The organism is Streptomyces sp. NPDC050263, from assembly GCF_040655955.1.
Taxonomy (GTDB): Bacteria; Actinomycetota; Actinomycetes; order Streptomycetales; family Streptomycetaceae; genus Streptomyces.
This window is the reverse complement of record NZ_JBFAKW010000007.1, coordinates 98,133-121,708: the sequence shown is the minus strand read 5'-3', so window position 1 is coordinate 121,708 and position 23,576 is coordinate 98,133. Positions and strand designations below refer to the sequence as shown.

27 protein-coding genes and 1 tRNA gene are annotated in these 23,576 nt (G+C 71.4%); 12 read left to right on the top strand and 16 right to left on the bottom strand.

Annotated features, from left to right (window positions below):
* Positions 1–62 precede the first annotated feature (62 nt).
* A complete protein-coding gene (locus tag AB0J04_RS05185; RefSeq protein WP_363166994.1) occupies positions 63–1,031 on the top strand; it encodes a helix-turn-helix domain-containing protein in 969 nt (322 codons plus the stop codon).
* Positions 1,032–1,060: 29 nt separating this feature from the next.
* Here AB0J04_RS05185 and AB0J04_RS05180 read toward each other — a convergent pair whose 3' ends face one another.
* The 10 genes from AB0J04_RS05180 to AB0J04_RS05135 form a co-directional block, all read right to left on the bottom strand.
* Entirely contained in the window at positions 1,061–2,431 is a 1,371-nt protein-coding gene (locus AB0J04_RS05180) for a cytochrome P450 (RefSeq protein WP_363166993.1), read from the bottom strand.
* Entirely contained in the window at positions 2,428–3,480 is a 1,053-nt protein-coding gene (gene cyc1 / locus AB0J04_RS05175; protein WP_363166992.1) for an epi-isozizaene synthase, read from the bottom strand. The genes AB0J04_RS05180 and cyc1 overlap by 4 nt, the downstream gene beginning before the upstream one ends.
* A gap of 374 nt (positions 3,481–3,854) precedes the next feature.
* Positions 3,855–4,505: a peptide deformylase gene (gene def, locus AB0J04_RS05170; RefSeq protein WP_363166991.1), complete on the bottom strand. Its 651-nt coding sequence runs from the start codon at positions 4,503–4,505 to the stop codon at positions 3,855–3,857.
* Between the two features lie 123 nt (positions 4,506–4,628).
* Entirely contained in the window at positions 4,629–5,609 is a 981-nt protein-coding gene (locus AB0J04_RS05165) for a hypothetical protein (RefSeq protein ID WP_363166990.1), read from the bottom strand.
* Positions 5,610–5,714: 105 nt separating this feature from the next.
* Entirely contained in the window at positions 5,715–6,953 is a 1,239-nt protein-coding gene (locus tag AB0J04_RS05160) for an HD domain-containing protein (RefSeq protein WP_363166989.1), read from the bottom strand.
* Complete coding sequence (locus AB0J04_RS05155; RefSeq protein WP_363166988.1) at positions 6,950–8,287, bottom strand: HD-GYP domain-containing protein; 1,338 nt, start codon at positions 8,285–8,287, stop codon at positions 6,950–6,952. The genes AB0J04_RS05160 and AB0J04_RS05155 overlap by 4 nt, the downstream gene beginning before the upstream one ends.
* Before the next feature lie 214 nt (positions 8,288–8,501).
* Positions 8,502–8,903, bottom strand: coding sequence for a roadblock/LC7 domain-containing protein (locus AB0J04_RS05150; protein ID WP_363166987.1), 402 nt, complete (start codon positions 8,901–8,903; stop codon positions 8,502–8,504).
* A gap of 70 nt (positions 8,904–8,973) precedes the next feature.
* A complete protein-coding gene (locus AB0J04_RS05145) occupies positions 8,974–9,132 on the bottom strand; it encodes a hypothetical protein (protein ID WP_363167026.1) in 159 nt (52 codons plus the stop codon).
* Between the two features lie 212 nt (positions 9,133–9,344).
* Complete coding sequence (locus tag AB0J04_RS05140) at positions 9,345–10,226, bottom strand: hypothetical protein (RefSeq protein WP_363166986.1); 882 nt, start codon at positions 10,224–10,226, stop codon at positions 9,345–9,347.
* Positions 10,223–10,588, bottom strand: a complete 366-nt coding sequence (locus tag AB0J04_RS05135) for a hypothetical protein (RefSeq protein WP_363166985.1) — start codon at positions 10,586–10,588, stop codon at positions 10,223–10,225. Before AB0J04_RS05135 ends, AB0J04_RS05140 begins: the two co-directional genes overlap by 4 nt.
* A gap of 164 nt (positions 10,589–10,752) precedes the next feature.
* Between AB0J04_RS05135 and AB0J04_RS05130 the strand changes: the two genes are divergently transcribed.
* Positions 10,753–11,118, top strand: a complete 366-nt coding sequence (locus tag AB0J04_RS05130; protein WP_363166984.1) for a hypothetical protein — start codon at positions 10,753–10,755, stop codon at positions 11,116–11,118.
* A 71-nt stretch (positions 11,119–11,189) separates the two neighbouring features.
* Here the strand turns inward: AB0J04_RS05130 and rsrA are convergent, their stop codons facing one another.
* The 4 genes from rsrA to AB0J04_RS05110 all read right to left on the bottom strand — a co-directional run bounded on the left by rsrA (position 11,190) and on the right by AB0J04_RS05110 (position 13,933).
* Positions 11,190–11,519, bottom strand: coding sequence for a mycothiol system anti-sigma-R factor (rsrA, locus tag AB0J04_RS05125; protein WP_351903187.1), 330 nt, complete (start codon positions 11,517–11,519; stop codon positions 11,190–11,192).
* On the bottom strand, positions 11,516–12,211 hold the full coding sequence (gene sigR, locus AB0J04_RS05120) for an RNA polymerase sigma factor SigR (RefSeq protein WP_351903184.1): 696 nt from the start codon (positions 12,209–12,211) through the stop codon (positions 11,516–11,518). Before sigR ends, rsrA begins: the two co-directional genes overlap by 4 nt.
* A gap of 257 nt (positions 12,212–12,468) precedes the next feature.
* Positions 12,469–13,116 carry an alpha/beta family hydrolase gene (locus AB0J04_RS05115; RefSeq protein WP_363166983.1) on the bottom strand — a complete coding sequence of 216 codons (648 nt, stop codon included), beginning with the start codon at positions 13,114–13,116 and terminating at the stop codon, positions 12,469–12,471.
* A gap of 1 nt (position 13,117) precedes the next feature.
* Positions 13,118–13,933, bottom strand: a complete 816-nt coding sequence (locus AB0J04_RS05110) for an SOS response-associated peptidase (protein ID WP_363166982.1) — start codon at positions 13,931–13,933, stop codon at positions 13,118–13,120.
* 50 nt (positions 13,934–13,983) lie between these two features.
* On the opposite strand from AB0J04_RS05110, the gene AB0J04_RS05105 reads away from it, so the two are divergent.
* The 4 genes from AB0J04_RS05105 (at position 13,984) to AB0J04_RS05090 (ending at position 17,632) form a co-directional block, all read left to right on the top strand.
* Positions 13,984–14,706, top strand: a complete 723-nt coding sequence (locus tag AB0J04_RS05105) for a M50 family metallopeptidase (protein ID WP_363166981.1) — start codon at positions 13,984–13,986, stop codon at positions 14,704–14,706.
* A gap of 146 nt (positions 14,707–14,852) precedes the next feature.
* Positions 14,853–16,181, top strand: coding sequence for a 3-phosphoshikimate 1-carboxyvinyltransferase (aroA, locus tag AB0J04_RS05100; protein ID WP_363166980.1), 1,329 nt, complete (start codon positions 14,853–14,855; stop codon positions 16,179–16,181).
* An 11-nt stretch (positions 16,182–16,192) separates the two neighbouring features.
* Entirely contained in the window at positions 16,193–17,203 is a 1,011-nt protein-coding gene (gene rsgA / locus AB0J04_RS05095; protein WP_363166979.1) for a ribosome small subunit-dependent GTPase A, read from the top strand.
* A gap of 105 nt (positions 17,204–17,308) precedes the next feature.
* Positions 17,309–17,632, top strand: a complete 324-nt coding sequence (locus AB0J04_RS05090; protein ID WP_363166978.1) for a multidrug efflux SMR transporter — start codon at positions 17,309–17,311, stop codon at positions 17,630–17,632.
* Between the two features lie 46 nt (positions 17,633–17,678).
* Here AB0J04_RS05090 and AB0J04_RS05085 read toward each other — a convergent pair whose 3' ends face one another.
* Complete coding sequence (locus AB0J04_RS05085) at positions 17,679–18,293, bottom strand: helix-turn-helix domain-containing protein (protein ID WP_363166977.1); 615 nt, start codon at positions 18,291–18,293, stop codon at positions 17,679–17,681.
* A 137-nt stretch (positions 18,294–18,430) separates the two neighbouring features.
* Between AB0J04_RS05085 and hisN the strand changes: the two genes are divergently transcribed.
* The 6 genes from hisN (at position 18,431) to AB0J04_RS05055 (ending at position 23,355) form a co-directional block, all read left to right on the top strand.
* Complete coding sequence (hisN, locus tag AB0J04_RS05080; protein WP_363166976.1) at positions 18,431–19,231, top strand: histidinol-phosphatase; 801 nt, start codon at positions 18,431–18,433, stop codon at positions 19,229–19,231.
* Between the two features lie 176 nt (positions 19,232–19,407).
* Positions 19,408–19,800, top strand: a complete 393-nt coding sequence (locus AB0J04_RS05075; RefSeq protein ID WP_363166975.1) for a CBS domain-containing protein — start codon at positions 19,408–19,410, stop codon at positions 19,798–19,800.
* Positions 19,801–20,026: 226 nt separating this feature from the next.
* Entirely contained in the window at positions 20,027–20,443 is a 417-nt protein-coding gene (locus AB0J04_RS05070) for a Fur family transcriptional regulator (RefSeq protein WP_363166974.1), read from the top strand.
* Positions 20,444–20,525: 82 nt separating this feature from the next.
* Positions 20,526–21,293 (top strand): ABC transporter ATP-binding protein, encoded by a 768-nt coding sequence (locus tag AB0J04_RS05065; protein ID WP_363166973.1) that lies wholly within the window; start codon positions 20,526–20,528, stop codon positions 21,291–21,293.
* 80 nt (positions 21,294–21,373) lie between these two features.
* Positions 21,374–22,201 (top strand): ABC transporter permease, encoded by an 828-nt coding sequence (locus AB0J04_RS05060; protein ID WP_363167024.1) that lies wholly within the window; start codon positions 21,374–21,376, stop codon positions 22,199–22,201.
* Complete coding sequence (locus tag AB0J04_RS05055; RefSeq protein ID WP_363166972.1) at positions 22,198–23,355, top strand: ABC transporter substrate-binding protein; 1,158 nt, start codon at positions 22,198–22,200, stop codon at positions 23,353–23,355. Before AB0J04_RS05060 ends, AB0J04_RS05055 begins: the two co-directional genes overlap by 4 nt.
* Before the next feature lie 82 nt (positions 23,356–23,437).
* Here the strand turns inward: AB0J04_RS05055 and AB0J04_RS05050 are convergent.
* Positions 23,438–23,511: transfer RNA gene (locus AB0J04_RS05050), tRNA-Met, on the bottom strand.
* Positions 23,512–23,576: the final 65 nt, after the last annotated feature.

The window sequence follows — 23,576 nt, the reverse complement described above, 5'->3', positions numbered from 1 at the left end:
CGGGAGTGGCAGGACTGCCGTACACCTTCAAATTCCTGCCACTGTGGTGGCACACTGGCACCATGCTGCAGAACGTGGCCGCCGTCCTCCTCGACGGTGTGCATCCCTTCGAGCTCGGCGTCCTGTGCGAGGTGTTCGGCCTCGACCGCAGCGACGAGGGGCTGCCGAAGTACGACTTCGCCGTCGTGTCGGCGGAAGGCCCGGTCCTGCGCACCCATGTCGGCGGACTCACCGTCTCCACGCCGTACGGCCTCGACCGGCTGGAGGAGGCCGACCTGATCGCCGTGCCGGCCTCGGACGCGAACGTCGAGCGGGAGTACCCGCCCGAGCTGCTCGCCGCCCTGCGCCGGGGCGTGGACCGGGGCGCCCGGGTGCTCAGCGTCTGCTCGGGCGTCTTCGTGCTGGGCGCGGCGGGACTGCTCGACGGGCGGCGCTGCGCGGTGCACTGGCGGCACGCGGACCTGCTGGCCCGCCGCCATCCGCGGACGACCGTCGAGCCGGACGTCCTCTACGTCGACGAGGACCCGGTGATCACCTCCGCCGGCACGGCCGCCGGGATCGACGCCTGTCTGCACCTCGTACGCAAGGAGCAGGGGCCCGACGTGGCCAACGGCATCGCGCGCCGGATGGTCGTACCGCCGCATCGGGACGGCGGCCAGGCGCAGTACATCGCGCGCCCGCTGCCCCGGTCGGCGTGCGACACGGTCGGCGGGGTGCTGGTGTGGATGGAGGAGCATCTCGACCAGGAGGTCACGGTCGAGCAGCTCGCGGAGCGCGCCCATATGTCCCCGCGCACCTTCGCCCGCCGCTTCCAGCAGGAGACGGGCACCACCCCCTACCGGTGGCTGCTGCGCCAACGGGTGCTGCTGGCACAGCACCTGCTGGAGGCGACGGACGAGACGGTGGACGCGATCGCCTGGCGGGCCGGCTTCGGCACCGCGGGAGCCCTGCGCCACCAGTTCGTGCAGGCGTTGGGGACGACCCCCAACGCCTACCGACGCACGTTCCGCGGCCCGCAGGCCGTCGCCTGAGCCGCAGCTCTCACCCGGTCACCCGGTTCTCACTCCGTGGTCGCCCGCAGCAGCAGCTTGCGCGGCCGCAGGGTGATGCCGACGTGCGTCCGGGAGTCGGAGCCGGGCGCCGGCGCGAAGCGGAACGCGGATGCCACCACGGCGGCGATCAGCGTCAGCTCGGCCATCGAGAAGTGGTCGCTCGGGCACTTCCGGTTGCCGACGCCGAACGGCGTCATGGCGTATTTCGGCACCTCCGGGGAGCCGCCGGGCAGCCAGCGGTCGGGATCGAACTCCGTATGCCGCTCGTACGACCGCGGATCGCGCTGTACCGCGTAGGGGCTGTAGACGATGTCGGCGCCGGCGGGAATGCGGTATCCGCCGAGCTCGGTGTCGGTCACCGCGCGCCGGGTCAATATCCATACGGCGGGATACAGCCGCATGGTCTCGACCACGACATTGGCGGTGTGCCGCAGCTTTCGGACGTCGCCGAATGCGACCGGCCGGTCACCGACGACGCTTTTCACCTCCTCGCGGATCTTGTCCACCTGCTCGGGGTGCTCGGTGAGGACGTGGAGCAGCGACATGACCACGGAGCCGGCGGTTTCGCTGCCCGGGGTGAGTATCGCGATGACCTGGTCGTGGATCTCCTGTTCCCCGATGGGGTCGCCATTCTCGTCCTTCGCCTCCAGCAAAGCTGTCAGCAAATCGTCCGGTTTTTGACCGGACGCACGGCGCTCGGCGATGATCTCGTCCACCAGCCGATGCAGATCGGCCAGTGCCCGGTTGAATACGCGGTTGGCCGGAATCGGTACCCGATAAAGCGGTCCGAGGGGTACGACCATGCGCTGGTACATACCGGCGAACAGGGTGGCGAGCGCGGAGGTGATGCGCTCGGACCGGGCGTCCATATAGCTGCCGCGCATCAGACAGCGGGCGGAGATGCGCACGGACACCCGGAAGGACTCCGCGGTGACGTCGAGGACCTCGCCGCCGCGCCAGCGCTCGACGAGCGCGTGCGCCTCCTCCTCCATGACCGGCCCGTAGCCGGGGATGGCGTCGAGCCGGAACGCGGGCTGGATCGTGCGGCGTTGGCGGCGGTGCAGCGGGCCGTTGGCCGTAGCCACGCCCTCCTTGCCGAGCAGGTCCTCCAGGGTCTCCCACAGGGGTCCGGAGATGATGTAGTCCGGGCTGAGCGCGAGGGCGCCGACGAGATCCGGCGCGGTGACGGCGTACACCGCCTTGGGGCCGAGTTTGAGGCGCACGATGTCGCCGTGGTCGCGCAGCCGGGCCATGAAGGCCAGCGGATCGCGGGCCAGCTTCCAGCCGTGTCCGAGCAGCGGTACCCCGCCACCGGCCAAAGGCGGCTCACTCGGTTCGGATGCCTCAGGGGTCGCGGGCTGTACCGACTCGACGGTCATTTCTCACCTGCCGCTTCATTGTTGACGTACGGGGGCGTGGACCGGTCGTCCCAGCTGTCGACCATGTATCGGCCGGACTCGTGGTGGAACCAGTAGACGGAACTGAACCAGTTCCGCATATTGCCGAGGCAGGCCCGCACGGCGGCGCCGAGTTCCTTTCCGCGGACGGTCCCGTCGGTGAGCCGGTCGGCGAGCAAGAGGACGTCCATTTCGACGGCGAGGAACTCGGATATGCATTCCTCGACGCGTCGCCGGACTTCGCCGACCGCTTCTTCCAGAGTCAGTCCCTGGTGGGTGATGAGACTGATTCCGAGATTGTGCACCTCATCGCCCGCCAATTCCTTGGGAAGCGAGCAGAGGTCGTTGTACCAGGCGGCGAATTCCTGACTCAGCAGGGCCGCGCGCCGAAAGGCGGGGTGTTTTCGTACCGGGTCCGGGAGTTCGCAGCCCGCACTCGGTTCGAGCAGGTCGGTCCATATCCAGTGGGCGAAGGTCAGCCGGCGCAGTGCGAGGTATTCCTCGACGCCGGGAATGCGTCCTTCGACGCGGTTGCGGAATTCCCGGTCGTACGCCTCGATCACGGTGTGGAAGTGCCGGGCGAACCGTGCGTTCCAGGCACCGGGAAGGAAGGCGTACAGCCGGCCCACGCTGTCCGCGAGCCCGGCGACCAGCGGATCCCGGTGCCGCAGATGTGCGGCCGGGGCGTCCAGGGCCGCGTGTAAGCGGAACCGCAGTTGCCGCCAGGAGGAGGACCGGGTGTGCACGACGTCACGGTCGTGCCGGTCGTCCCAGACGAAGAACCACGCGCTGTAGTCGGCGATGGCCTGCATCACCTCGTCGGGTGCGCCGAGGTAGTAGCCGGCCATCAGGTCCGTATAGCAAAGACCGTCGGCATATTCTGCGACCTTGTCCGCCGGCATCAACCGCTTTTCCAGCAGCCAGGAGCGCGTGTTCTCCTGCAACTGAGGCCAATACGGATGCAGTTGCCGGGGAAACGCCGCCTCGATGACCGGAAGAGAGAGCGAAGGAGGAACCGCGGGCGCGGCCACCGTCGCTGTGGTGCTGTATGTGGTGCTGCATGGCAAAGCTGGCACGAACAACCCCTCTCAGCCGCCAGTGGGCACACACCCCTCCCGCCCCGCCGGGCGTGCGCCGTTGCGTATCCCCACACTTCCTATTCAGCACTACAACTGACCGCCCTGGGAACGGATTTGCTTCATTCACTACCCCAACCTGTTGAGAATCCACCCCCGCCTTACTGATTACGGATCAGCGGATGCGCAGCAGATGTGCAGCAGATGTGCGGTAGATGTGCGGTAGATGTGCGGTAGATGTGCGTAAGCGATCGAACGTCAGTCGGACACACGAACGACGCCTGGCCGGGATGCCTCCCGGCCAGGCGTCGTCGTATGTGCGGGTGGGCTCAGTCGTTGGCGACCACGGGGTAGCGGGGCTCGTTCTCGGCCATCTGCCGCAGGGCGTCCTTGCGTTCGCGCTTGGACAGCCTGTCGATGTACAGGTACCCGTACAGGTGATCGGTCTCGTGCTGCAAACACCGAGCGAAGTAGCCGGTCCCGCGCACCTTGATCGGGTTGCCCTGTTCGTCCTGCCCGCTCACCTCGGCGTAGTCGGGACGGGCGAGCGGCGCGTAGGCGGTGGGCACCGACAGACAGCCCTCGTTGCTGTCGTCCAGCCTGCGCCGGTCCGCGGGCAGCTCGACGAGCTCGGGGTTGCAGACGACACCGGTGTGCCGGGCGCCCTCGTCGTCCGGGCAGTCGTAGACGAAGACCTTCAGGTCGACGCCGATCTGGTTGGCGGCCAGGCCCACGCCCTCGGCGGTGTGCTGCGAGGCGAACATGTCCGCGACCAGTTGCCGCAGCTCGTCGTCGAACTCGGTGACGTCCCTGCACTCCTTGTGCAGCACCGGGTTCCCGACCACGGTGATCGGCCGCGAGGAGCCGGCCTCACGCCAGGCCAGCTCGCGCGCCTCCGTCTCCTCGGTGTCGATGACGAAGCCCTCGTCGTCCACGGGGAGCACGCCCGCGTGCTGCTGATCGGTGTCCTGCTGCGCCATGACCGACGATGCCTTCCTGAACAAGAACAGAGTGATGATGCCGATACAGGGTACGGGGAAGCGCCCCGTCAGGGGCGCGGGGAACTGCGCGAGCAACCACGACGAACCCGCAGCCGAACGACGTCAGCACACCTCTTCAAGATCCCGCCAGTCACGAGAGTCCGGGCTGTCCGCGACCCACCCGTCCAGCAACCCCCTCACCAGCGAAGCCGGCGCAGCCACCCCGCACTCCCGCTCGGGCACCCACAGCTGCCCGTCCGTGCGATGCCCCAGCGGCCCGGGATGCCCGGGCTCGCTGTGGTCATGCGGATCGAGATGCTCGCCGTCACCCTCGTCCGACGGCATCCGCGACTCCGAGCACATCCGGCACAGCAGCCGCACCGAGGAGGACCAGTCCTCCGCCGCGAACCCCGCGTCGGCGGCCAGCTGCTCCAGCGCGTCCCGGTCCGCCTCCGTGGCCGCCTCCAGCAGGACCACCCAGGTCGGCACGGGGGACGGCGCCCACAGCTCGATCTCGTCGAAGACCGGGTAGGAGTGGCCGACGGAGGTGGTCCGCTCGCCGTGGGGCACCCCGTCGTGCAGCACGACCTCGCCCCAGCGCCGTCCGGAGGACGGCAGCGGGATCGACAGCACCTCGATGCGGGCGGGGTCCAGCCGCCGCCCCCACACCACCTCGGCCTCGCCCTCGGGCGACAGCCGGACGGCCGCGCTGCCCAGTTCCATGCCGACGGGCTCGCCCGCGCCGGTGGCGTGGCCCGGCACGTGCAGCCCGTACGCCTGCCAGGCGCGGCGGGCCAGCGGCCAGTCCTGGAGGGCGGTGGCGGCGATGCCGACGTTCCACCAGTCGGGGGCCCCGGCCTCGCGGTCGAGCAGGGCGACGGCGCGGAGCCCCGCCGTGCGGGCCTGTTCCCAGTCGTGCCGGAACTTGTGCAGCAGGGCGAGGTTGAACCAGGACTCGGACAGCCAGGGTTCCAGGTCGGCGGCACGTGTCAGCAGCGCGCCCGCGTCCTCGTACCGCCCGTCGCCGATCAGCGTGAACGCGCGGTCGGTGGCCTGCCGCCAGGAGGCGGAGGGCCGGTGCCGTCCCTTGCCGAAGATCCTCACGATTCCCGCCTGCCAGTTCCGTTCTGTGGGCTGGCCAGTGCCCCCGGACACTCTCTCCCTCGCATCCAACCACGTGTGGCCGGAAGGCCGCTCATTACCCATGGGTTACCCACCCGCAGGCAAGGTCAGACGGCCTCTCGAAAGCACCCTGGCCAGCGCCTCCACCACCTCCGGCGCGTACTCCCCGCCAGTGCCCAGACGCAGTTCCTCCAGTGCGGTGAGAGGCCCGCCGGGACCCGCGCCCCGCACCTTCTCGTCGTAGGCGTTCACCACCCGGACTATGCGGGCGGCCACCGGTTGCTCCGGGTAGGGGTCGGCCTGCCGCTCGACGACCGTGGCGACCTGTGCGCTCGCCCCGGTCTGGCGGACGACGGCCCCGCCGAGCAGCGCGATCCGCCGCTGCTCCGCCGCCGGCAGCCCGGCGGTGGCCCCGGCCGGGACCGGGTCGACCAGGCTGAGTTGCCCGATGTCGTGCATGAGGGCCGCGTACTCCAGGACGGCCCGCTCGGGCTCCGGCAGCCCGAGGTCGCGGCCCACGGCCTGGCTGAGGGCGGCGACCCTGCGGGCGTGCCCGGCGGGGGTGTACCCGGCGATCTCGGTGGCGCGGGCCAGCGAGGCGATGGTCTGCCGGTAGGTGGCCCGGACGGCCGCGTACCGGCGCAGGGACAGTTGGGTGAGCAGCAGCGGCACCGAGAACACCGGCAGCGCCCACAGGCCGACGACGGCGACCGCGAGCGCCATCACCGCGCCCGTCGCGCACACCGCCGACCCGATGCCGGGCACGGCCTTCAGCTCGTCCCGCAGCAGCGGGGCGAACGGCCAGCCGGTGCAGGTGCGGGCGAGCGCGGCGGCGACCACGGCGTCGCACAGCACGGTCAGGACGAGCAGCGCGAGCAGCAGCAGCGCGTAGGCGGGGCCGCTCCAGCCGTCGAACACGCCCCGGTTGTAGAGGGGCTGGAAGCAGACGGCGGCGAAGCCGACGGCCAGCACGCGTCGGACCAGGTGGTCGAGGACGGGTCCCTGGCCGCGGGCCAGGTGCGGCACGCTGCCCAGCAGGGAGGCGGCGACCACGACCGACACGACCTGCGCGACCCCGTGGTGTGTGGGGTGCCCGGCGTGCTCCCCGACCAGCGCGTACGCCAGCGACCCGGCGGTGCCGAGCGGCGCGGCCTCGCGCAGCCCGGGCCCGCTCCACCGGATCAGCTCGCCGACGGCGACGAGGATCCCGAAGGCGAGCGCGACGGGGCGTTCCTCGACGCCTGTCACGAACGTCACGAGGAGGGAGACGGCGACGAGGAGGGCGGCGGCCGCGTAGAGGGCGAGGAAGAGGCGGCGGGCGATCATCGGCGTACCTCGGACCGGTCGTCGTCGGGGGCCTGCGCGGGCGTGGGGACGGTCGTCCGGGGCTCCTCGGCGGTCACCACCGGGTGCCAGCCGTCCCGCTCGACGACCCGGGTCAGCGCGGTGACCATCCGGGGGTCGAAGTGGGCCCCCGCGCACCGCCGCAGCTCCGCCAGGGCTGCTTCCACCGGCCTGGCCCGGCTGTAGGAGCGGGTGGAGGTCATCGCGTCGAAGGCGTCGGCCACGGCGACCACCCGGGCGGACTCCGGGATCTGACCGCCCGCCAGGCCGTACGGGTAGCCGGTGCCGTCGATGCGTTCGTGGTGGTGGAGGATCGCCGAGCGGGCGTCGCCGAGGAAGGAGATCCCGCGGGTGATCTCGTGCCCGTACTCGGGGTGCAGTTCGATGATGCGCCGCTCCTCGGGAGTCAGCGGCCCGTCCTTGCGCAACAGGCGGGTGGGGACGCCGAGTTTGCCGACGTCGTGCAGGATCCCGGCGAAGCGGAGCACCTCGATCCGGCCCTCGTCCATGCCCAGTTCGCGCCCGATCAGCATCGAGGCCTGTCCGACCCGTTCGCTGTGGCCGCGCGTGTAGCCGTCCTTGATGTCGACTGCCTGCACCAGGGTGCGGATGGTCGCCTGGTGGGCGGCGCGCTCGCGGTGGTACTGCGCGAACACCCACCAGGACACGCCCATCGGGAACAGCACGAGCAGCGCGGCCACCGGCCCGTACGGGCTGCGCCACAGGACGGCCATCATCAGCCCGGCGAGCCCGTGCACGGCGACGGGGGCGAGCGAGCGCGCGAACAGCCCCCGCCCGACGGCCCGCGCCGGCAGTCCCTCGGCCAGCGTGCGGATGCCGCCGTCCAGCACGCTCAGCACCAGGCAGAACACCAGCACGGCGGCCCCGGCGGGCCCGAGGGAGCCGGGGAAGTCGGAGTCGCCGATCGCGGCCCGCCCGCCCAGTACCTCGTGCGTGCGGGACGCGGCCCAGACGGCGACGACGAGCTGGGCGGCCCGCCAGATCCGGCGCAGCCCCCGGGGACGCTGCCCGACCCGCGCGAGCAGCGCCCCCGGCAGCGGTACGAGCGCGGCGGCGGGCGGGGCCAGCAGAAAGGCCCCGGCGAGCAGTACGGGGTAGAAGGCGCCCAGGTCCCCGGCGGCGGCCCGGCCGACCTGGCGGCACCGGGTGACCTGCTCGCAGCCGACGTACAGCCCGGCCAGCAGCGCCACAGCCCACCAGGGCGTCCGGACGGACTGCAGCCCCCAGAGGCAGGACGCTGCGCCGACGACGACACAGGCGACGTAGCCCCACGCCCGCGGCGGAACCGACCGCATCGCTCTCCTCCCCGATGGCCGAGGCGTCGGCCGGCCGTGCGGACCTGCTCGGGCTCAAGCCTGGTACGGATTACGGGACATGCTCGGGAGTTGGAGGATAGGACGGCCGGGAGGGCCCCCGGGGAGGCAATGGACGTTTCGGCGGGCCCAGCGGCGCGAGATTAGTCCGTTCGAGTGAGGGACCCGGCCGCCTGCCCCTTCGTGCTCACACGTGTCACCTCGGCACGTCCGCCGCCAACGTCCGGTTCAGCTGTTCCACCGTGGCCGGCGACTCGCGCTGGAACGCGGCGAGGTCGAGGCCGTCGTCCGCGATGACGGTTAACAGCGCCCGTTCGCCGACGCCGACGACGATGACGTGCCCGGAGCCGCACCTCGATACCACCTCGCGCAGGGGGCCGGTGCCCGCCTGCTCGGCCATGCGGCCGGCCACCCCGAGGGTGGCGGCGGCGAGCGCGGCGACGGACTCGGGGTGGACGGAGTCCGCGTCGGCGACGACGAGAAGACCGTCCACCGTGGACAGCACGCTTTCGGAGACCCCCATCACCCGATCTCGCAGGGAGATCAGGATGTCGGTCAAGGGGTTCGGCGGCGGCTGCGGCGACGGGTCTTCACTCATGAACTACTCCTTGGTACCTTGCTGTTGGCATATTCTTCTGCTGTGCGGTCCGGGCCGGGAACGTGTCGGCTCAGTCGGATTCCGGCAGGGCGTCCAGGCCCCGCCGGACTCGGCGCAGGATGTCGAGGGAGGGTTGATCGGCGGCCAGGGCTTCGGGCGACAGCGTGGGTCGGACGAACGGCAGGGTGCCGGTGGAGTCCGCGGACGGCGACGCGCCCCGCACGGGCAACGGCGGCTTCTGCGGGGTCGGTCGAACAGGTGGTCGAGCAGACGGCGGTTGGCCGGTGGGCGGTCGGTCGGGCTCGGGCGCCGGGGCCTGATCAAAGGTCCGGGGTGGGTCTCGGTACCGGTCCGGTTCCCTGGCCCGCAGGCGCTGGATCCGCTTCGCTTCGGCGTTCGCGCGCCGTCTGTTGCGCAACTCCGCACGGCGTTGGCGTGAGTTCACCGACCGCCCCAACTCTCTGAGCCGGCCGGGCTCGTCGGATCCTCTCCCTGAGCGTTCCCGCGCCGCCAGGCGTTGCCGCCGGGGGTGCGTCGCGGCAGCGGCACGACTCTCACCGGCCGGCTCGCCGCCTCGGGCGCCGCCCCGTTGCCCGGCAGCACGCGCGGCGCGGTGCTGGGCCGTTCGCGGGGCCCTTCGCCGGACTCCCATCGGACGAGCTCGAGCGTCCGCAGCCGGATCAGGTCGAGCAGGACCGCGTACAGTCCGCGGCCGAGCGTGAAGGCGATGTCCCGGGCCGTACGGCGGCCGTTGACGCCGCCGAGCACGGACCGGTGACGGGTCGACAGCCACTCGGGCGGCCCGTCGGTCTCGGCGTCCGGGGACAGGGTGGGCCGGACCCGGACGAGTTCGCCGGGAGGACCCCACTGCTCGGCCAGGAACGCGATGCGCCGGGTGGTCTCCTCGGTCACCTTCCGCGGCTCCACGCCCGGTTGGGCGCGCAGCGTCGGTTCGAGACCGCTGAGCTGCCAGCTTCCGGGCGGGCCGAGCCCCATGGCGAAGGCGGCGTCGAACACGGCGGCGACGCACACCACCTCCAGCTCGGCGGCGCCGATCAGACCGGCGGCCACCAGCTGTCCGCCCAGCCGGTCCACGTCGGGCTGGGCGGCACGGGCGGCCAGCCAGGCCTCGTCGTCGACGCGGCCCGGGGTGAGCAGCAGCGAGGAGGCGGGGGGCGCGCCCGGGGTCTCGATCGCGCCGATCAGGCCGTCCCGCAGGTGAATCGTTCCCCCCGGGGTGCCGGAGACCCGGACCGTGCCAGTGAAGCCCTCGTCGTGCAGCCCCTGGAGCAGCGCGGGCAGATTGCGCGCGCCGGCGGTCATCCGAGGACCTCGGCGGCCAGCGATTCCATGCTGCGCGCGATCAGCGCCAGGTTGGCCCGTTCCCGGTCCAGGCCCGCCGCCAGCAGCAGGGGGTCGCCGACCGGTCGCGCCACCGCGAGCAGCACCTGATGGCGCCGCGTGCTGGTGGTGATCACGCTCTCCAACTCCCCCTCGGCACCCGCCTGTCCCAGCCGTTCGGCGATGAGAGCGGCCAGCGCGGCGTCGGCTGCCCCGTCCCCGACCGCCCCGGCGTCGCCCGCCTCCCCGTAGGTGAGGCCGGTGACGGCGTCGACCAGAGCCACGCCGGTGACCCCGGGGGAGTCGAGGAGCCGGGCCAGCGAAGCCTGGAGCGCGGTCGTCATTTCCGCGTTTCCCCCTTCACGTGCAGACGTCACACAGTACGTTGAACGTCATCTTTCAGAACAAGCAACAATGTTGATGTTCCGTGACTCAGAAGTCGCTTACGTTCGATCGTAGTTGTACGTGCAGCGACCAGTCAGCGGCACTGGGGAATTGAGGCAACACCATGAACATCGAGACAGCACTCAAGGAAGCCATGACCGTGGACGGCGCGCTCGGCGTCGCCCTCGTCGACTACGAAAGCGGCATGTCGCTCGGCACGCTCGGCGGCGGGCCGCAGCTCGACCTGGAGCTCGCCGCGGCGGGCAACACCGAGGTGGTGCGCTCGAAGATGCGCACGCTGGCGTCGCTGCACATGGACGACACCATCGAGGACATCCTGATCACTCTGGGCCGGCAGTACCACCTGATCCGGCCGCTCGCCAGCACCACCGGAACGCTCTTCCTCTACCTGGCCCTCGACCGGTCGCGCAGCAACCTGGCGCTGGCCCGGCACAGCCTGAAGAAGATCGAGAGCACGCTGGAGGTCTGACCCGGCACGGATCCCGGACAAGCCGGGACACCGGGGCAGGGCGGCTACCGCCGCGACGGCAGCCGGGGGTCTCAGCCCTCGGCGGCCGTCGCGCCCGGCAGCTCGGCCGGGGCGGCCTCGTACACGTCATGCTCGGGAACGGTCTGACCGGAACGGATCAGGTCGAGCCGGCCCATGACCTTGGCCCGCAGATCGCTCGGCACGTCGTCATGCCCGCAGCACCGCTTGACCAGCTTCTTCACGGCCTCCTCCAGCCCGTACTTCTCCAGGCACGGCGAGCATTCCTCGAAGTGGTGCTGGAACTTGTCCCGGTCGAGAGGGGGCATCTCGCTGTCGAGATACTCGTACAGGTGGTCGAGGACCTCACTGCAGTCCGTCTCGTGCGGATCTCCGCAGCTCATGAGCCCGAACCTTTCACTTCGTTCGACTCTCCGGCGCCCGCCGGGACCAGCCCGCGCTCACGGGCGTAGTCCTCGAGCATGCCGCGCAGTTGACGGCGGCCCCGGTGCAGCCGGGACATCACCGTCCCGATGGGTGTCCCCATGATGTCCGCGATCTCCTTGTACGCAAAGCCCTCGACGTCCGCGAGGTACACGGCGATGCGGAACTCCTCGGGGATGGCCTGGAGCGCTGCCTTCACGTCCGAGTCGGGCAGGTGGTCCAGCGCCTGCGACTCGGCGGAGCGCAGACCGGTGGACATGTGCGACTCGGCGCGCGCCAGCTGCCAGTCCTCGATCTCCTCGGCCGCACTGCGCTGGGGCTCGCGCTGCTTCTTGCGGTACGAGTTGATGAAGGTGTTGGTGAGGATCCGGTACAGCCAGGCCTTGAGATTGGTGCCCTCGCGGAACTGGTGGAAGGACGCGTACGCCTTCGCGTACGTCTCCTGCACCAGGTCCTCGGCGTCCGCGGGGTTGCGCGTCATGCGCAGCGCGGCCGAATACATCTGGTCGAGGAATTCGAGCGCGTCCCGTTCGAAGCGCGCGCTGCGCTCCACGGTGGACTCCGTGCCCGTCTCCGCGCTCACGCCCTGGCCCTCGGGCAGCTCCGCCTGGCCGTTGTCGGTCCCTGCGTCGGTACCGGTGACCGGACCCACCTCCTCAAGATCGCGGGTGGGAACGAAACCGATCCCACTCGAATCGGAGGATAGACGACTACCCGTGCCTGCCGCCGCTCGAATAGGTGCGGCCTTGGTCGCATGCAGCACCGTCCAGTCCAGGTCGGTACGGCTGCTGCGGCTCGGGCATACGGTCGAACCCATGCGGCGGACTTCCTTCCCACAGACGTCGGTGCCGGGCGTTCAGCACTTCTGTCCGCCTCAACAGCGACCCGCCCCTCGACATTCCCCGCTCTTTACCCGAGTGACGTGATCCACCGGACGACACCGGCGGTGACGGCCTCCAGAGCCTCCTCCTGCGTCGTCGCGGCCCTTTTGGGCACGGCGAGCCCGTGATCGCCGTACGGCACCTCCAGGAGCTCGTACGCGCCCTCCGGGAACTCGTCCGGCCTGCCGAAGGGGTCGTTGCCGCCCTGGACGACGAGGGTGGGCGCTCCGGCGCCGAGCAGCTCGTCGGCGCGGGACCTCTCGGGCCTGCCCGGCGGGTGCAGCGGAAAGCTGAGCGCGAGCACCGCGTGCGCGCCGAGCTCGACGGCCGTACGGCAGGCCACCCGCGCGCCCGCCGACCGCCCGCCGGAGATCACCGGCACCCCGGGCGCGGCGACGACCGGCCAGATCCCGCGCCAGCCGACGTCGAGGGTCTTCGGCGCGGTCGCGACCTTCTTGCCGGCCACCCGCCAGGGCTGCTCGACGAGGGCCACGCTCACCCCGTGCCCGGGCAGCACGGCGGCCAGCGCCCTGAGGTCACGGGCCTCGATGCCACCGCCTGCGCCATGACTGACGGCGAGGACGAGGCGGGCCTTCTCGGCCGGGTGCCAGGTGACACGGGCGGTCCCGGCCTCGGTCTCGACCGTTTCGCTGGTTGCGGTTGTTTCGCTGCTCACGTCAGAAGAGTGTGCCCTCCTCGGGCCCCTCCAGCTCCTTGAGCAGCTCCGGCGCGTTGTTGCGGACGTTGCTGACGGCCGTGGACACCGGGTAGGCGCGCATCAGCCCGGTCGGCGGCGGTTCGAGGAGCGACCGCAGCTCGTCGGGGTCCGTCCGCGCGGGGTCGAGCCAGGCGTCCCACCGGTCCGGGGTGAGCATCAGCGGCATCCGGGGGTGGATGTCGGCGAGCGCGTGCGGCCCGTCGGCGGGGGCCACGGCGAGCGGTGACGCCTCGGCCTCCGTGGTGATGACCGAGCACGTCACCCACCAGGCCTGCGGATGGTCGTCGGGGAGGGTGCGGTCCCGCCAGAACTCGTACAGCCCGGCCATCGCGAAGACCGAGCCGTCGGCCGGGAGCACGAAGTAGGGCTGCTTGCGGGCCCGCTTCTTCTTCCCCTCGACCTCCAGCTCGCGCTCGTCCTTGGCGGTGACCCACTCGTAGTAGCCGTCGGCGGGCAGGATGCAGCGCCGGGTCGCGAAGGCACGGCGGTACGAGGGCTTCTCGTGGACGGTCTCGGCGCGCGCGTTGATCATCCGGGCGGCGCCCTCGGGCGTCTTCGACCAGGAGGGCACCAGCCCCCACTTCAGCGTGCGCAGCTGGCGAACCGGACGACGGTCGTCGGCGTCTTTCAACGGACGGTCGAGGACGGCGTAGACCTCCTTGGTCGGCGCCACGTTGTAGTCGGGCTCCAAGCTCTCCTCCGGCTCCCACTTCTCGACTTCAAAGATTCCTGCGAGATCCTCGGGCCTGCGACTCGCTGCATACCGTCCGCACATACGTGCCACACTGCCAGACTCCGTACGTCGATTGGGAGCCACCGCACATCATGGACAGCACCGCCGTCACCGCGCTGCCCGACCTGTGGGACCGTCTCGTCGGCACCCAGCCCGACCCCGACCTGTGGGTGGTGATCGCCACCGCGGTCGCGGCCCTCGCCGTCGTCGTGCCGCACAGCCTGTGGCGCGTCTCCCGCAACGCCATCACCATCGCCCACGAGGGCGGTCACGGCCTGACAGCGCTGCTGACCGGCCGGCAGCTCACCGGGATACGCCTGCACTCCGACACCAGCGGCCTGACCGTCAGCCGCGGCAAGCCGCACGGCCTCGGCATGATCCTCACGGCGGCCGCCGGCTACACCGCTCCCCCGCTCCTCGGCCTGGGCGGCGCCTCCCTGCTCGGCGCCGGCCGCATCACCCTGCTGCTGTGGCTGGCGACGGCGCTCCTGGTGGCGATGCTGGTGATGATCCGCAACGCGTACGGCGCCCTGACGGTGGTCCTCTCCGGCGGCACGTTCCTCCTGGTCTCCTGGCTGGCGGGCCCCCAGGTACAGGCGGCGTTCGCGTACGCGGTGGTCTGGTTCCTCCTCCTGGGCGGCGTCCGCCCGGCTTTCGAGCTGCAGATGAAGCGATCGAGGGGCGGCGCGGGCGACTCGGACGCCGACCAGCTCTCCCGCCTGACCCACGTCCCGGCGGCACTGTGGCTGTTCCTGTTCCACACGGTGAGCCTGTGCGCACTGCTGGGCGGAGGACGCTGGCTCCTGGGCCTGTAGAAACGCCCTCTTCAGAAGGGGCGCGGGGGACTGCTTTAAGGGGCGCGGGGAACTGCGCGACAAGCCCCGACGGCGCCGCACCCGACCACGGCCGGCCGCAGGCCTACGCGCCGCACTCGAACCACGCCGCAGACTAAAGTGGGCGCATGCCCGTGAACCCCGCCGCAACCACCGCCCTCTGGCCCGCCCCGCACGCGAGCGAGGCCGTCGACGCGACGGTCCACGTGCCGGGGTCGAAGTCCGTCACCAACCGCGCCCTCGTCCTCGCCGCCCTCGCCTCCGAGCCCGGCTGGCTGCGCCGCCCGCTCCGCTCGCGGGACACCCTGCTGATGGCGGGCGCGCTGCGCGAGATGGGCGTCGGCATCGAGGAGGGTGTGGGCCCGGACGGCACCGGCGAGGCCTGGCGTGTGCTGCCCGCGGGGCTGCGCGGACCGGCCACGGTCGACGTCGGCAACGCCGGCACGGTGATGCGCTTCCTGCCGCCGGTCGCCGCCCTCGCCGACGGCCCCGTCCGTTTCGACGGCGACCCGCGTTCGTACGAGCGTCCCCTGAACGGCGTCATCGACGCGCTGCGCGTCCTCGGCGCGCGGATCGACGACGACGACCGCGGCGCGCTGCCCCTGACGGTGCACGGCTCGGGCGCGCTGGACGGCGGTCCGGTGGACATCGACGCGTCCTCGTCGTCCCAGTTCGTCAGCGCCCTGCTGCTCTCCGCCCCGCGCTTCAACCAGGGGGTGGAGGTCCGCCACACGGGCTCGACCCTGCCCTCGATGCCGCACATCCGGATGACGGTGGACATGCTGCGCGCGGTCGGCGCCCAGGTGGACACCCCGGAGTCGGGCGGCGAGCCGAACGTCTGGCGGGTCACGCCGGGCGCCCTGCTCGGCCGGGACCTGACGATCGAGCCGGACCTGTCCAACGCCCAGCCGTTCCTGGCGGCGGCGCTGGTCACGGGCGGCCGGGTGCTGATCCCGGACTGGCCGGCCCGCACCACTCAGCCGGGTGACCGGCTGCGGGAGATCTTCACCGAGATGGGCGGTTCCTGCGAGCTGGCCGACTACGGCCTGGTCTTCACCGGCTCGGGCTCGATCCACGGCATCGACGTCGACCTGAGCGACGTCGGCGAGCTGACCCCGGGCATCGCGGCGGTCGCCGCCCTCGCGGACTCCCCGTCCACCCTGCGCGGCGTGGCGCATCTGCGCCTGCACGAGACGGACCGGCTGGCAGCCCTCACCAAGGAGATCAACGAGCTCGGCGGGGACGTCCAGGAGACCGCCGACGGCCTGCACATCCGTCCGCGCCGGCTGCACGGCGGGATCTTCCACACCTACGACGACCACCGCATGGCCACGGCCGGTGCGATCATCGGCCTGGCGGTGGAGGGCGTGCAGATCGAGAACGTGGCGACGACGGCGAAGACCCTGCCGGACTTCCCCGACCTGTGGACCGGAATGCTCGGGACGTCCGGGGTATAGGGACTTCCACCATGCGCCGCTACGGCAAGCACACCGACGAGGACGACATCCGCAGCCGCCCGAACCGCAAGGGCAACCGGCCGCGTACGCACATCCGTCCGAAGCACGAGGACTCCGTCGAGGGCATGGTCCTCACCGTCGACCGGGGCCGGCTGACCTGCCTCGTCGAGGACCGCATCGTCCTCGCCATGAAGGCCCGTGAACTGGGCCGCAAGGCCGCAGTCGTGGGCGACCGGGTCGACATCGTCGGCGACCTGTCCGGCAAGAAGGACACCCTCGCCCGGATCGTCCGCATCGCGGAGCGCACCTCGGTGCTGCGCCGCACCGCGGACGACGACGACCCGTTCGAGCGCGTGATCGTCGCCAACGCCGACCAGATGGCCGTCGTCACCGCGCTGGCCGACCCGGAGCCGCGCCCCCGGCTGATCGACCGCTGCCTGGTGGCCGCGTTCGACGGCGGTCTGACCCCGCTGCTGGTCATGACCAAGTCGGATCTGGCGTCCCCGGACAAGCTGCTGGAGCTGTACGGCCACCTCGACATCCCGTACGTCGTCACCAGCCGCGAGGAACTGGAGAACGGCGACGCGGTGGGCCGGGTGCGCGAGCTGCTGGCCGGGCGGATCACGGCGTTCGTCGGGCATTCGGGCGTCGGCAAGACGACCCTGGTCAACGCGCTCGTCCCGGAGGAGCGGCGGCGGGTGACCGGCCATGTCAACGCGGTGACGGGCCGCGGCCGCCACACCACGACCTCGGCGCTGGCCCTGCCGCTGGCGGACACGGACGACTGGGTGATCGACACTCCGGGCCTACGGTCCTTCGGCCTGCACCACGTCGACCCGTCCCGGGTGATCCTCGCCTTCCCCGACCTGGTGCCGGGCACCGAGGGCTGCCCGCGCGCGTGCAGTCACGACGAGCCGGACTGCGCGCTGGACGCGTGGGTGGCCGAGGGCCACGCCGATCCGGCGCGGCTCTACTCCCTGCGACGGCTGCTGTCCACGCGCGAGCGCACGGACGGAGACTGACTGACCGGCAGCCGACGAACAGGCTGTTGACCACCGCGTTGTTTGCGTACACCCGAGTCCGGTAAGTGCATAATCCACCGAGCCGGACATACGGAGGGACAGCTCATGGCGTGGCTGCTGGTCGTCGTGGCCGGATTGCTCGAGACCGGTTTCGCCGTATGCCTCAAGTTGTCCCACGGTTTCACCAGGCTCTGGCCCACCGTCGCGTTCTGCATCTTCGCCCTGGGGAGCTTCGGCCTGCTGACGCTCTCCCTGAAGAAACTCGACGTGGGCCCGGCCTACGCCGTGTGGACGGGCATCGGCGCGGCGGGCACCGCGATCTACGGGATGATCTTCCTCGGCGACCTCGTGTCGATCCTGAAGATCGTCTCGATCAGCCTGGTGATCATAGGAGTGATCGGGCTGCAACTGTCGGGGTCGGCGCACTAGGACGCCGGGGCGTAGGACGCCGGGGCGTAGGACGCCGGGGCGGCGGCTAGCCGGCCGGTTGGCGCTGCAGGGCGCCGCGTACCAGCTCGGCGACCCCGTCCTCCCCCGGCGGCGGCGCGGCCACGCAGGACAGGGCGAGGCGGACGGCGAGTTCACAGACGCGGGCCAGGTCGGCGGCGTCGGCCCGGACGGCGCCGGGACCCGAGAGCGCGGCCACCGCCCGGTCGCGGACGGCGCCCACCAGGTCGCCGGGCGACGGCAGCGGCCCGTCCGCCCGGCGCTGCGCCGGCACGGCGGAGGAGGACGGCACCGCCGAGAGCGTCGGCGACGGCAGCCGCTCGCTCCAGAACCCGGTGAGGACGGCCCGGACGAGGGCGTTGCCGCGGGCGGCGGCGGTGGTCCACTCGGCGGCGGCGGTGAGCCGGTCCCGGGCGTCCCCGCGCCCGGCGAGCGCGGCATCGACCCCGGCGAGGTACCCGTCGGCCTCGCGTCTGACGAGGGCCCGGGCCAGGCCCTCCTTGCTGCCGAACTCGTTGTACAGCGTCTGCCGGGACACTCCGGCCGCCGCGGCGACGTCCACCATCCGCACCGCGGCCCACGGCCGTAGCGCAAGCGCCTCGAAGGCGGCGTCGAGCAGGGATTCCCGCGCCACAGGCATCATCGCCTCCCTGGAACGAGCGGCTCTGCGCCCCAGGTTTGACGCGCACGACGGCACTGTCAAGGGTTCGCGAGGGGGACGCCGTCCACACCCCGGTCCCCTGTGGCTCCCGCTCGGCTCCGCCGGATACGGTTCGCTCCATGCCGGACTACCTGGACGACCTCCGACTCGCGCACGTCCTCGCGGACGCCGCCGACGCCGCGACCATGGACCGCTTCAAGGCCCTCGACCTCAAGGTCGAGACCAAACCGGACATGACCCCGGTGAGCGAGGCCGACAAGGCCGCCGAGGAGATCATCCGCGGCCACCTCCAGCGGGCCCGCCCCCGGGACGCGATCCTCGGCGAGGAATACGGCATCGAGGGCACCGGGCCGCGCCGCTGGGTGATCGACCCGATCGACGGCACGAAGAACTATGTGCGGGGCGTCCCCGTCTGGGCCACGCTGATCTCGCTGATGGAGGCGGGCGAGGGGGGCTACCAGCCCGTCGTCGGCGTGGTCTCCGCGCCCGCGCTGGGCCGCCGCTGGTGGGCGGCGAAGGGGCACGGCGCGTACACCGGCCGCAGCCTGTCCGCCGCGAGCCGGCTCCACGTCTCCCGCGTCTCGAAGCTGTCGGACGCCTCCTTCGCGTACTCCTCGCTCACCGGCTGGGAGGAGCGCGGGCGGCTGAACGGCTTCCTCGACCTGACCCGCGAGGTGTGGCGCACGCGCGCGTACGGCGACTTCTGGCCGTACATGCTGGTCGCCGAGGGCGCGATCGACCTGTGCGCCGAACCGGAGCTCTCGCTCTGGGACATGGCGGCCACCGCGATCGTCGTGACGGAGGCCGGCGGCGTCTTCACGGGCCTCGACGGCCGTCCGGGCCCGCACAGCGGCGACGCGGCCGCGTCGAACGGGCTGCTCCACGACGAGCTGCTCGGCTATCTGAACGAGCGCTCCTGAACATCACGCCCGAGAACCACAGATGAGCGCGCGCGCCCTCAGTTGGACGCGCGCGCCCTCTTGTTGACCCCCGCTTTACCTGCCACGCTGACACCACCCCCGACTTGTGAACTTGTGAATTCATGAACTAACCCATGACCCTCACAAGTCACGGATTCACAGGAGGTGCTCAGCCCATGCTCGTCCGCGACGCCATGAGCACGGTGGTCCTGACCATCGGCCCCGCACACACCCTCCGGCAGGCCGCCGCCCTGATGTCCGCCCGCCGCGTCGGCGCGGCCATCGTCCTGGACCCGGACGCCGGCGGCATAGGCATCCTCACCGAGCGGGACATCCTCAACTCCGTGGGCCTGGGCCAGGACCCGGACAGCGAACACACCCACGCCCACACCACCGACGACGTCGTCTTCGCCGCGCCGACCTGGACCCTGGAGGAAGCGGCCCGGGCGATGGCCCACGGCGGCTTCCGTCACCTGATCGTCCTCGACCGCGGGGAGCCGGCCGGCATCGTCTCGGTCCGCGACATCATTCGCTGCTGGGCGCCGGTACGACAGCAGGTGCCGGCCTGACGGCACCCCGCCCGAACGACGAACGGGCCGGGCCCCGAAGGGGAACCCGGCCCGCCGCTCACGACAAGCGGTCCAGTGCTGTCAGCCGCGCAGGGCCTGGACCGCGACCTCCAGCCGCTTGCCGCAGTCTCCTGGTTGATCCTACAATGGACTTCGTCCAAGTCAAGTTGGACTCTAAAGTCACACTCGTTCGGGACCTGTTCCCGCTGGCTGTTAGGCTGGGACCATGAGTGACCTTCTGGGACGACTGCGCGGGCGCGGATGGCGAATGACCGCGCAGCGGCGTGTCGTGGCGGAGGTGCTCGACGGCGATCACGTCCATCTGACCGCCGACGAGGTGCACGCCAGGGCCGTCGTCCGACTGCCGGAGATCTCCCGGGCGACCGTCTACAACACGCTCGGCGAACTGGTCTCGCTCGGCGAGGTGCTCGAGGTCGCCACCGACAAGCGCGCCAAGCGGTACGACCCGAACGCGCACCGCCCGCACCACCACCTGGTCTGCGCCCAGTGCGGCGCGATCAAGGACGTGCACCCGAGCGGCAACCCGCTGGCCGACCTCCCCGACTCGGAGCGCTTCGGCTTCAAGGTCTCGGACGTCGAGGTCACGTACCGCGGGATCTGCCCGAACTGCGCCGCGGCGTAACGCCCTTTTGCGCATCCGTACTCCCACCCGTCCCCGCACACGGGGTTCCCGAATCTGACGACCCGTCATATCGTCGGGAGCTGTGGGAAAGCCGTATCCGAAACTCAGCGCACGTGATCTGACCCGCACCTTCGGCAGGGGCCATGGCGCCGTCGACGCCCTCGGCCCCCTCGAACTGGCCGTCGCCCCCGGCGAGTTCACCTGCGTCGTCGGCCCCTCGGGCTGCGGCAAGTCGACCTTGCTGCGCATCGCGGCGGGGCTGCTGCGCCCAAGCGCCGGCACGCTGGAGATCCGCACCTCCAACCCGCGCCCCGCGGCCATGATCTTCCAGGACTACGGCATCTACGACTGGAAGACCGTCCGCGCCAACGTCCGCTTCGGTCTGGACGTGCAGCGCGTCCCGCGCCGCGAGGCCACCGCCCGCGCCGACGACTGGCTGGCCCGGATGGGCCTGGCGGACTTCGCGGACGCCTACCCGGCGACCCTCTCCGGCGGGATGCGCCAGCGGGTGGCGATCGCCCGCGCACTGGCCGTCGAACCCGAGATCCTGCTGATGGACGAGCCCTTCGCGGCCCTGGATGCCCAGCTCCGCACGATCCTCCAGGACGAACTCCTCGACCTCACCCAGGCCACCCGCACGACCACCCTCTTCATCACCCACAGCCTGGAGGAGGCGATCGTCCTCGGCGACCGCGTCCTGGTGATGTCCGCCCGCCCGGGCCGGATCATCGCCGAACACCGCCCGCCCTTCCCGCGCCCGCGCACCGGGGACATCCGCTCGACCCCCGAGTTCACGGCCCTGAAGGACGAGCTGTGGGACCTGCTGCGCAGAGAGGCGGTGCTCGCGTGAGCACGCTGCTGAAGAACTCGGATTCGAACCCGAACCCCGACTCGAATTCGGGCTCGGACTCGGACTCGGGCGGGCAGGTCCTGGTCCGCCGCCCCGGCCCCGAGGAACTGCACCCCGTCCGCACCCACCGCCGCCGCAGGGCCCTGGAACTCTCCCTGGCGCTCGCGGTCCCGCTGCTGCTGGTCCTGCTGTGGCAGCTGGCGGCCGTCCGGGGCTGGATCGACGACCGCGTCTACCCGGCCCCGTCCACGATCCTCGCCGACGGCTGGGACCGGGCCGCGGCCGGCGAGCTGTGGCCGGACGTGTGGGCGACGCTGAAGCGCGTCCTGGCCGGCTATGCGATCGGCACGGCCACCGGCTACGCGCTCGGCCTGCTGATGGGCTCCCTCTCCGTGGTCCGGGCGGCCCTGGAGCCCCTCCTGGACGCCCTGTACGTCGTCCCGAAGCTGGCCCTCCTGCCGATCTTCCTGAACATGTTCGGCCTGGGCGAGGGCCCGCAGGTGGCGCTGGTGGCGACGACCGTCTTCTTCTTCGTGTGGATCTCGACGATGTCGGCGGTGCTGGCGATCCCGGCCGGCCACCGCGACGCGGGCCGGGTCTTCGGCGCCTCGCCGTGGCAGATGTTCCGCCACGTCCTGCTCCCGGCCTCGCTGCCCGCCGTCCTGGTGGGCGCGCGGATCGCGGCGGGCGTGGCGGTCCTGGTCATCGTCGCCTCGGAACAGATCGCTGCGGCCGACGGCCTCGGCCATCTGATCTTCGACTCGCGCGCACTGTTCCAGAACGACGTGATGTTCGTCGGGATCGTCTGTGTGGCGGTGCTCGGAGTGGTCTTCTCCGAGCTGGTACGGATCGTGGGACGGCTGCTCACGCCGTGGGCGCCGCGGGACCGGGGCCGGGGGCAGGCATGAGGAGACGTTTCCGCGGGCTGGTGCCCGCCGTACTGGTCACGGCCGCCTTGCTGGCGTCGGCGGCGTGCTCCTCGCCGCAGCCGGACGACGACGCGAACACGCGGTCGGGCGCCCAGGGCGCGCCCCGTGCGATCCGCCCGGTGGAGGGCTGCGCCGCCGCCTCCCGGACGGACCCGGCGGACCTCTCCGCCACCCGCGCCCCGGCCCGCTGCCGGCCGGACTCACCGCCTCCCGCCCCGCTCCCCGAGCGCCGCAGGCTCACCATCGCGACGGGCACCCTGAGCGCGGAGTACGTGGCCCCGCTCCAGGTCGCCCTGGACAAGGGCGAGTTCGCGCGGGAGGGCCTGGACGTGGCCCTCAAGGTGCTGCCCACGCCCGACGCCCTGCCCCTGCTGGCCAAGGGGGACGTCGACGCCCTGTGGGCGGCCCCGGAGGCGGCGGTCATGAACGGCGTCAGGGGCGGCTTCGACATCCGCTGGGTCGCGGGGAACTTCTCCCCCGGCCTCGGCTCGAAGAGCGGCCTGTGGGTACGCCTGAAGGACGGTGAGCAGGCCGACGACGTCTCCATGGCGAGCAGCAGACTCGGCACGATGATCGGCAAGGGCTCGGTGATCGCGTACCCCATGGAGAAGGCGCTGGAGGAGCACGGCGGCGCCCTGGACCGCATCCAGTACCAGCAGCTCGGCTCGGCCGACGTCCTCACCGCGCTCCAGAACGGCGGCGTCGACTCGGCCTGGCTCCTCGATCCGGTCTGGCGCAAGGTCGACGGCGACCCCTCCTACGCCTTCCTCGGCGGCCAGCCCCAGGGCGAGCCGCTGGGCGGCCTGCTGTACGGCCCGAGCCTGCTGAACGACGACGTGGACGCGGGGGTGGCCCTGCTGCGGGCCTACATCCGCACGGTGAACACGTACTTCGCGGCCGACTACAAGAAGGACGAGGCGTTCGTCACGTACCTCGCGAAGCTGCTGAAGATCGACGAGACGATCCTGAAGTCCACGCCCTCGCTCCGCATGGACTGGGAGATCCGCGCCGGCACGACAGACCGCCTCCAGGCGGCCTACCAGGCCCAGGGCGTGACCGACGGGGACCCGCTCCCGGAGTCGAGGACCGTGAACCGGCGCCTGTACGAAGAGGCGGTCGGGCACGGCGGCTGAAATCCCTGAGGGCGACAACGACCGAGGACATAACGACTGAGGGCCGGAATCCATGTTCTGGATTCCGGCCCTCAGCCTTCAGTAGCGGGGACAGGATTTGAACCTGCGACCTCTGGGTTATGAGCCCAGCGAGCTACCGAGCTGCTCCACCCCGCGGCGATGAATGCAACGTTACGTGAAGGGGGAGGACGAAGGCAAATCCATTGAACGGCCGCTCGTCT

What these genes read in the sequence shown, in the direction of transcription:
- AB0J04_RS05180 (WP_363166993.1), bottom strand. Translation starts at nt 2,431, where the DNA reads ATGACCGTCGAGTCGGTACAGCCCGCGACCCCTGAGGCATCCGAACCG.
- AB0J04_RS05130 (WP_363166984.1), top strand. Translation starts at nt 10,753, where the DNA reads ATGAACATCGAGACAGCACTCAAGGAAGCCATGACCGTGGACGGCGCG.
- AB0J04_RS05110 (WP_363166982.1), bottom strand. Translation starts at nt 13,933, where the DNA reads ATGTGCGGACGGTATGCAGCGAGTCGCAGGCCCGAGGATCTCGCAGGA.
- aroA (WP_363166980.1), top strand. Translation starts at nt 14,853, where the DNA reads ATGCCCGTGAACCCCGCCGCAACCACCGCCCTCTGGCCCGCCCCGCAC.
- rsgA (WP_363166979.1), top strand. Translation starts at nt 16,193, where the DNA reads ATGCGCCGCTACGGCAAGCACACCGACGAGGACGACATCCGCAGCCGC.
- def (WP_363166991.1), bottom strand. Translation starts at nt 4,505, where the DNA reads ATGGCGCAGCAGGACACCGATCAGCAGCACGCGGGCGTGCTCCCCGTG.
- AB0J04_RS05090 (WP_363166978.1), top strand. Translation starts at nt 17,309, where the DNA reads ATGGCGTGGCTGCTGGTCGTCGTGGCCGGATTGCTCGAGACCGGTTTC.
- AB0J04_RS05150 (WP_363166987.1), bottom strand. Translation starts at nt 8,903, where the DNA reads ATGAGTGAAGACCCGTCGCCGCAGCCGCCGCCGAACCCCTTGACCGAC.
- AB0J04_RS05160 (WP_363166989.1), bottom strand. Translation starts at nt 6,953, where the DNA reads ATGATCGCCCGCCGCCTCTTCCTCGCCCTCTACGCGGCCGCCGCCCTC.
- AB0J04_RS05085 (WP_363166977.1), bottom strand. Translation starts at nt 18,293, where the DNA reads ATGATGCCTGTGGCGCGGGAATCCCTGCTCGACGCCGCCTTCGAGGCG.
- AB0J04_RS05155 (WP_363166988.1), bottom strand. Translation starts at nt 8,287, where the DNA reads ATGCGGTCGGTTCCGCCGCGGGCGTGGGGCTACGTCGCCTGTGTCGTC.
- AB0J04_RS05055 (WP_363166972.1), top strand. Translation starts at nt 22,198, where the DNA reads ATGAGGAGACGTTTCCGCGGGCTGGTGCCCGCCGTACTGGTCACGGCC.
- hisN (WP_363166976.1), top strand. Translation starts at nt 18,431, where the DNA reads ATGCCGGACTACCTGGACGACCTCCGACTCGCGCACGTCCTCGCGGAC.
- AB0J04_RS05105 (WP_363166981.1), top strand. Translation starts at nt 13,984, where the DNA reads ATGGACAGCACCGCCGTCACCGCGCTGCCCGACCTGTGGGACCGTCTC.
- AB0J04_RS05135 (WP_363166985.1), bottom strand. Translation starts at nt 10,588, where the DNA reads ATGACGACCGCGCTCCAGGCTTCGCTGGCCCGGCTCCTCGACTCCCCC.
- AB0J04_RS05075 (WP_363166975.1), top strand. Translation starts at nt 19,408, where the DNA reads ATGCTCGTCCGCGACGCCATGAGCACGGTGGTCCTGACCATCGGCCCC.
- AB0J04_RS05185 (WP_363166994.1), top strand. Translation starts at nt 63, where the DNA reads ATGCTGCAGAACGTGGCCGCCGTCCTCCTCGACGGTGTGCATCCCTTC.
- AB0J04_RS05070 (WP_363166974.1), top strand. Translation starts at nt 20,027, where the DNA reads ATGAGTGACCTTCTGGGACGACTGCGCGGGCGCGGATGGCGAATGACC.
- AB0J04_RS05140 (WP_363166986.1), bottom strand. Translation starts at nt 10,226, where the DNA reads ATGACCGCCGGCGCGCGCAATCTGCCCGCGCTGCTCCAGGGGCTGCAC.
- rsrA (WP_351903187.1), bottom strand. Translation starts at nt 11,519, where the DNA reads ATGAGCTGCGGAGATCCGCACGAGACGGACTGCAGTGAGGTCCTCGAC.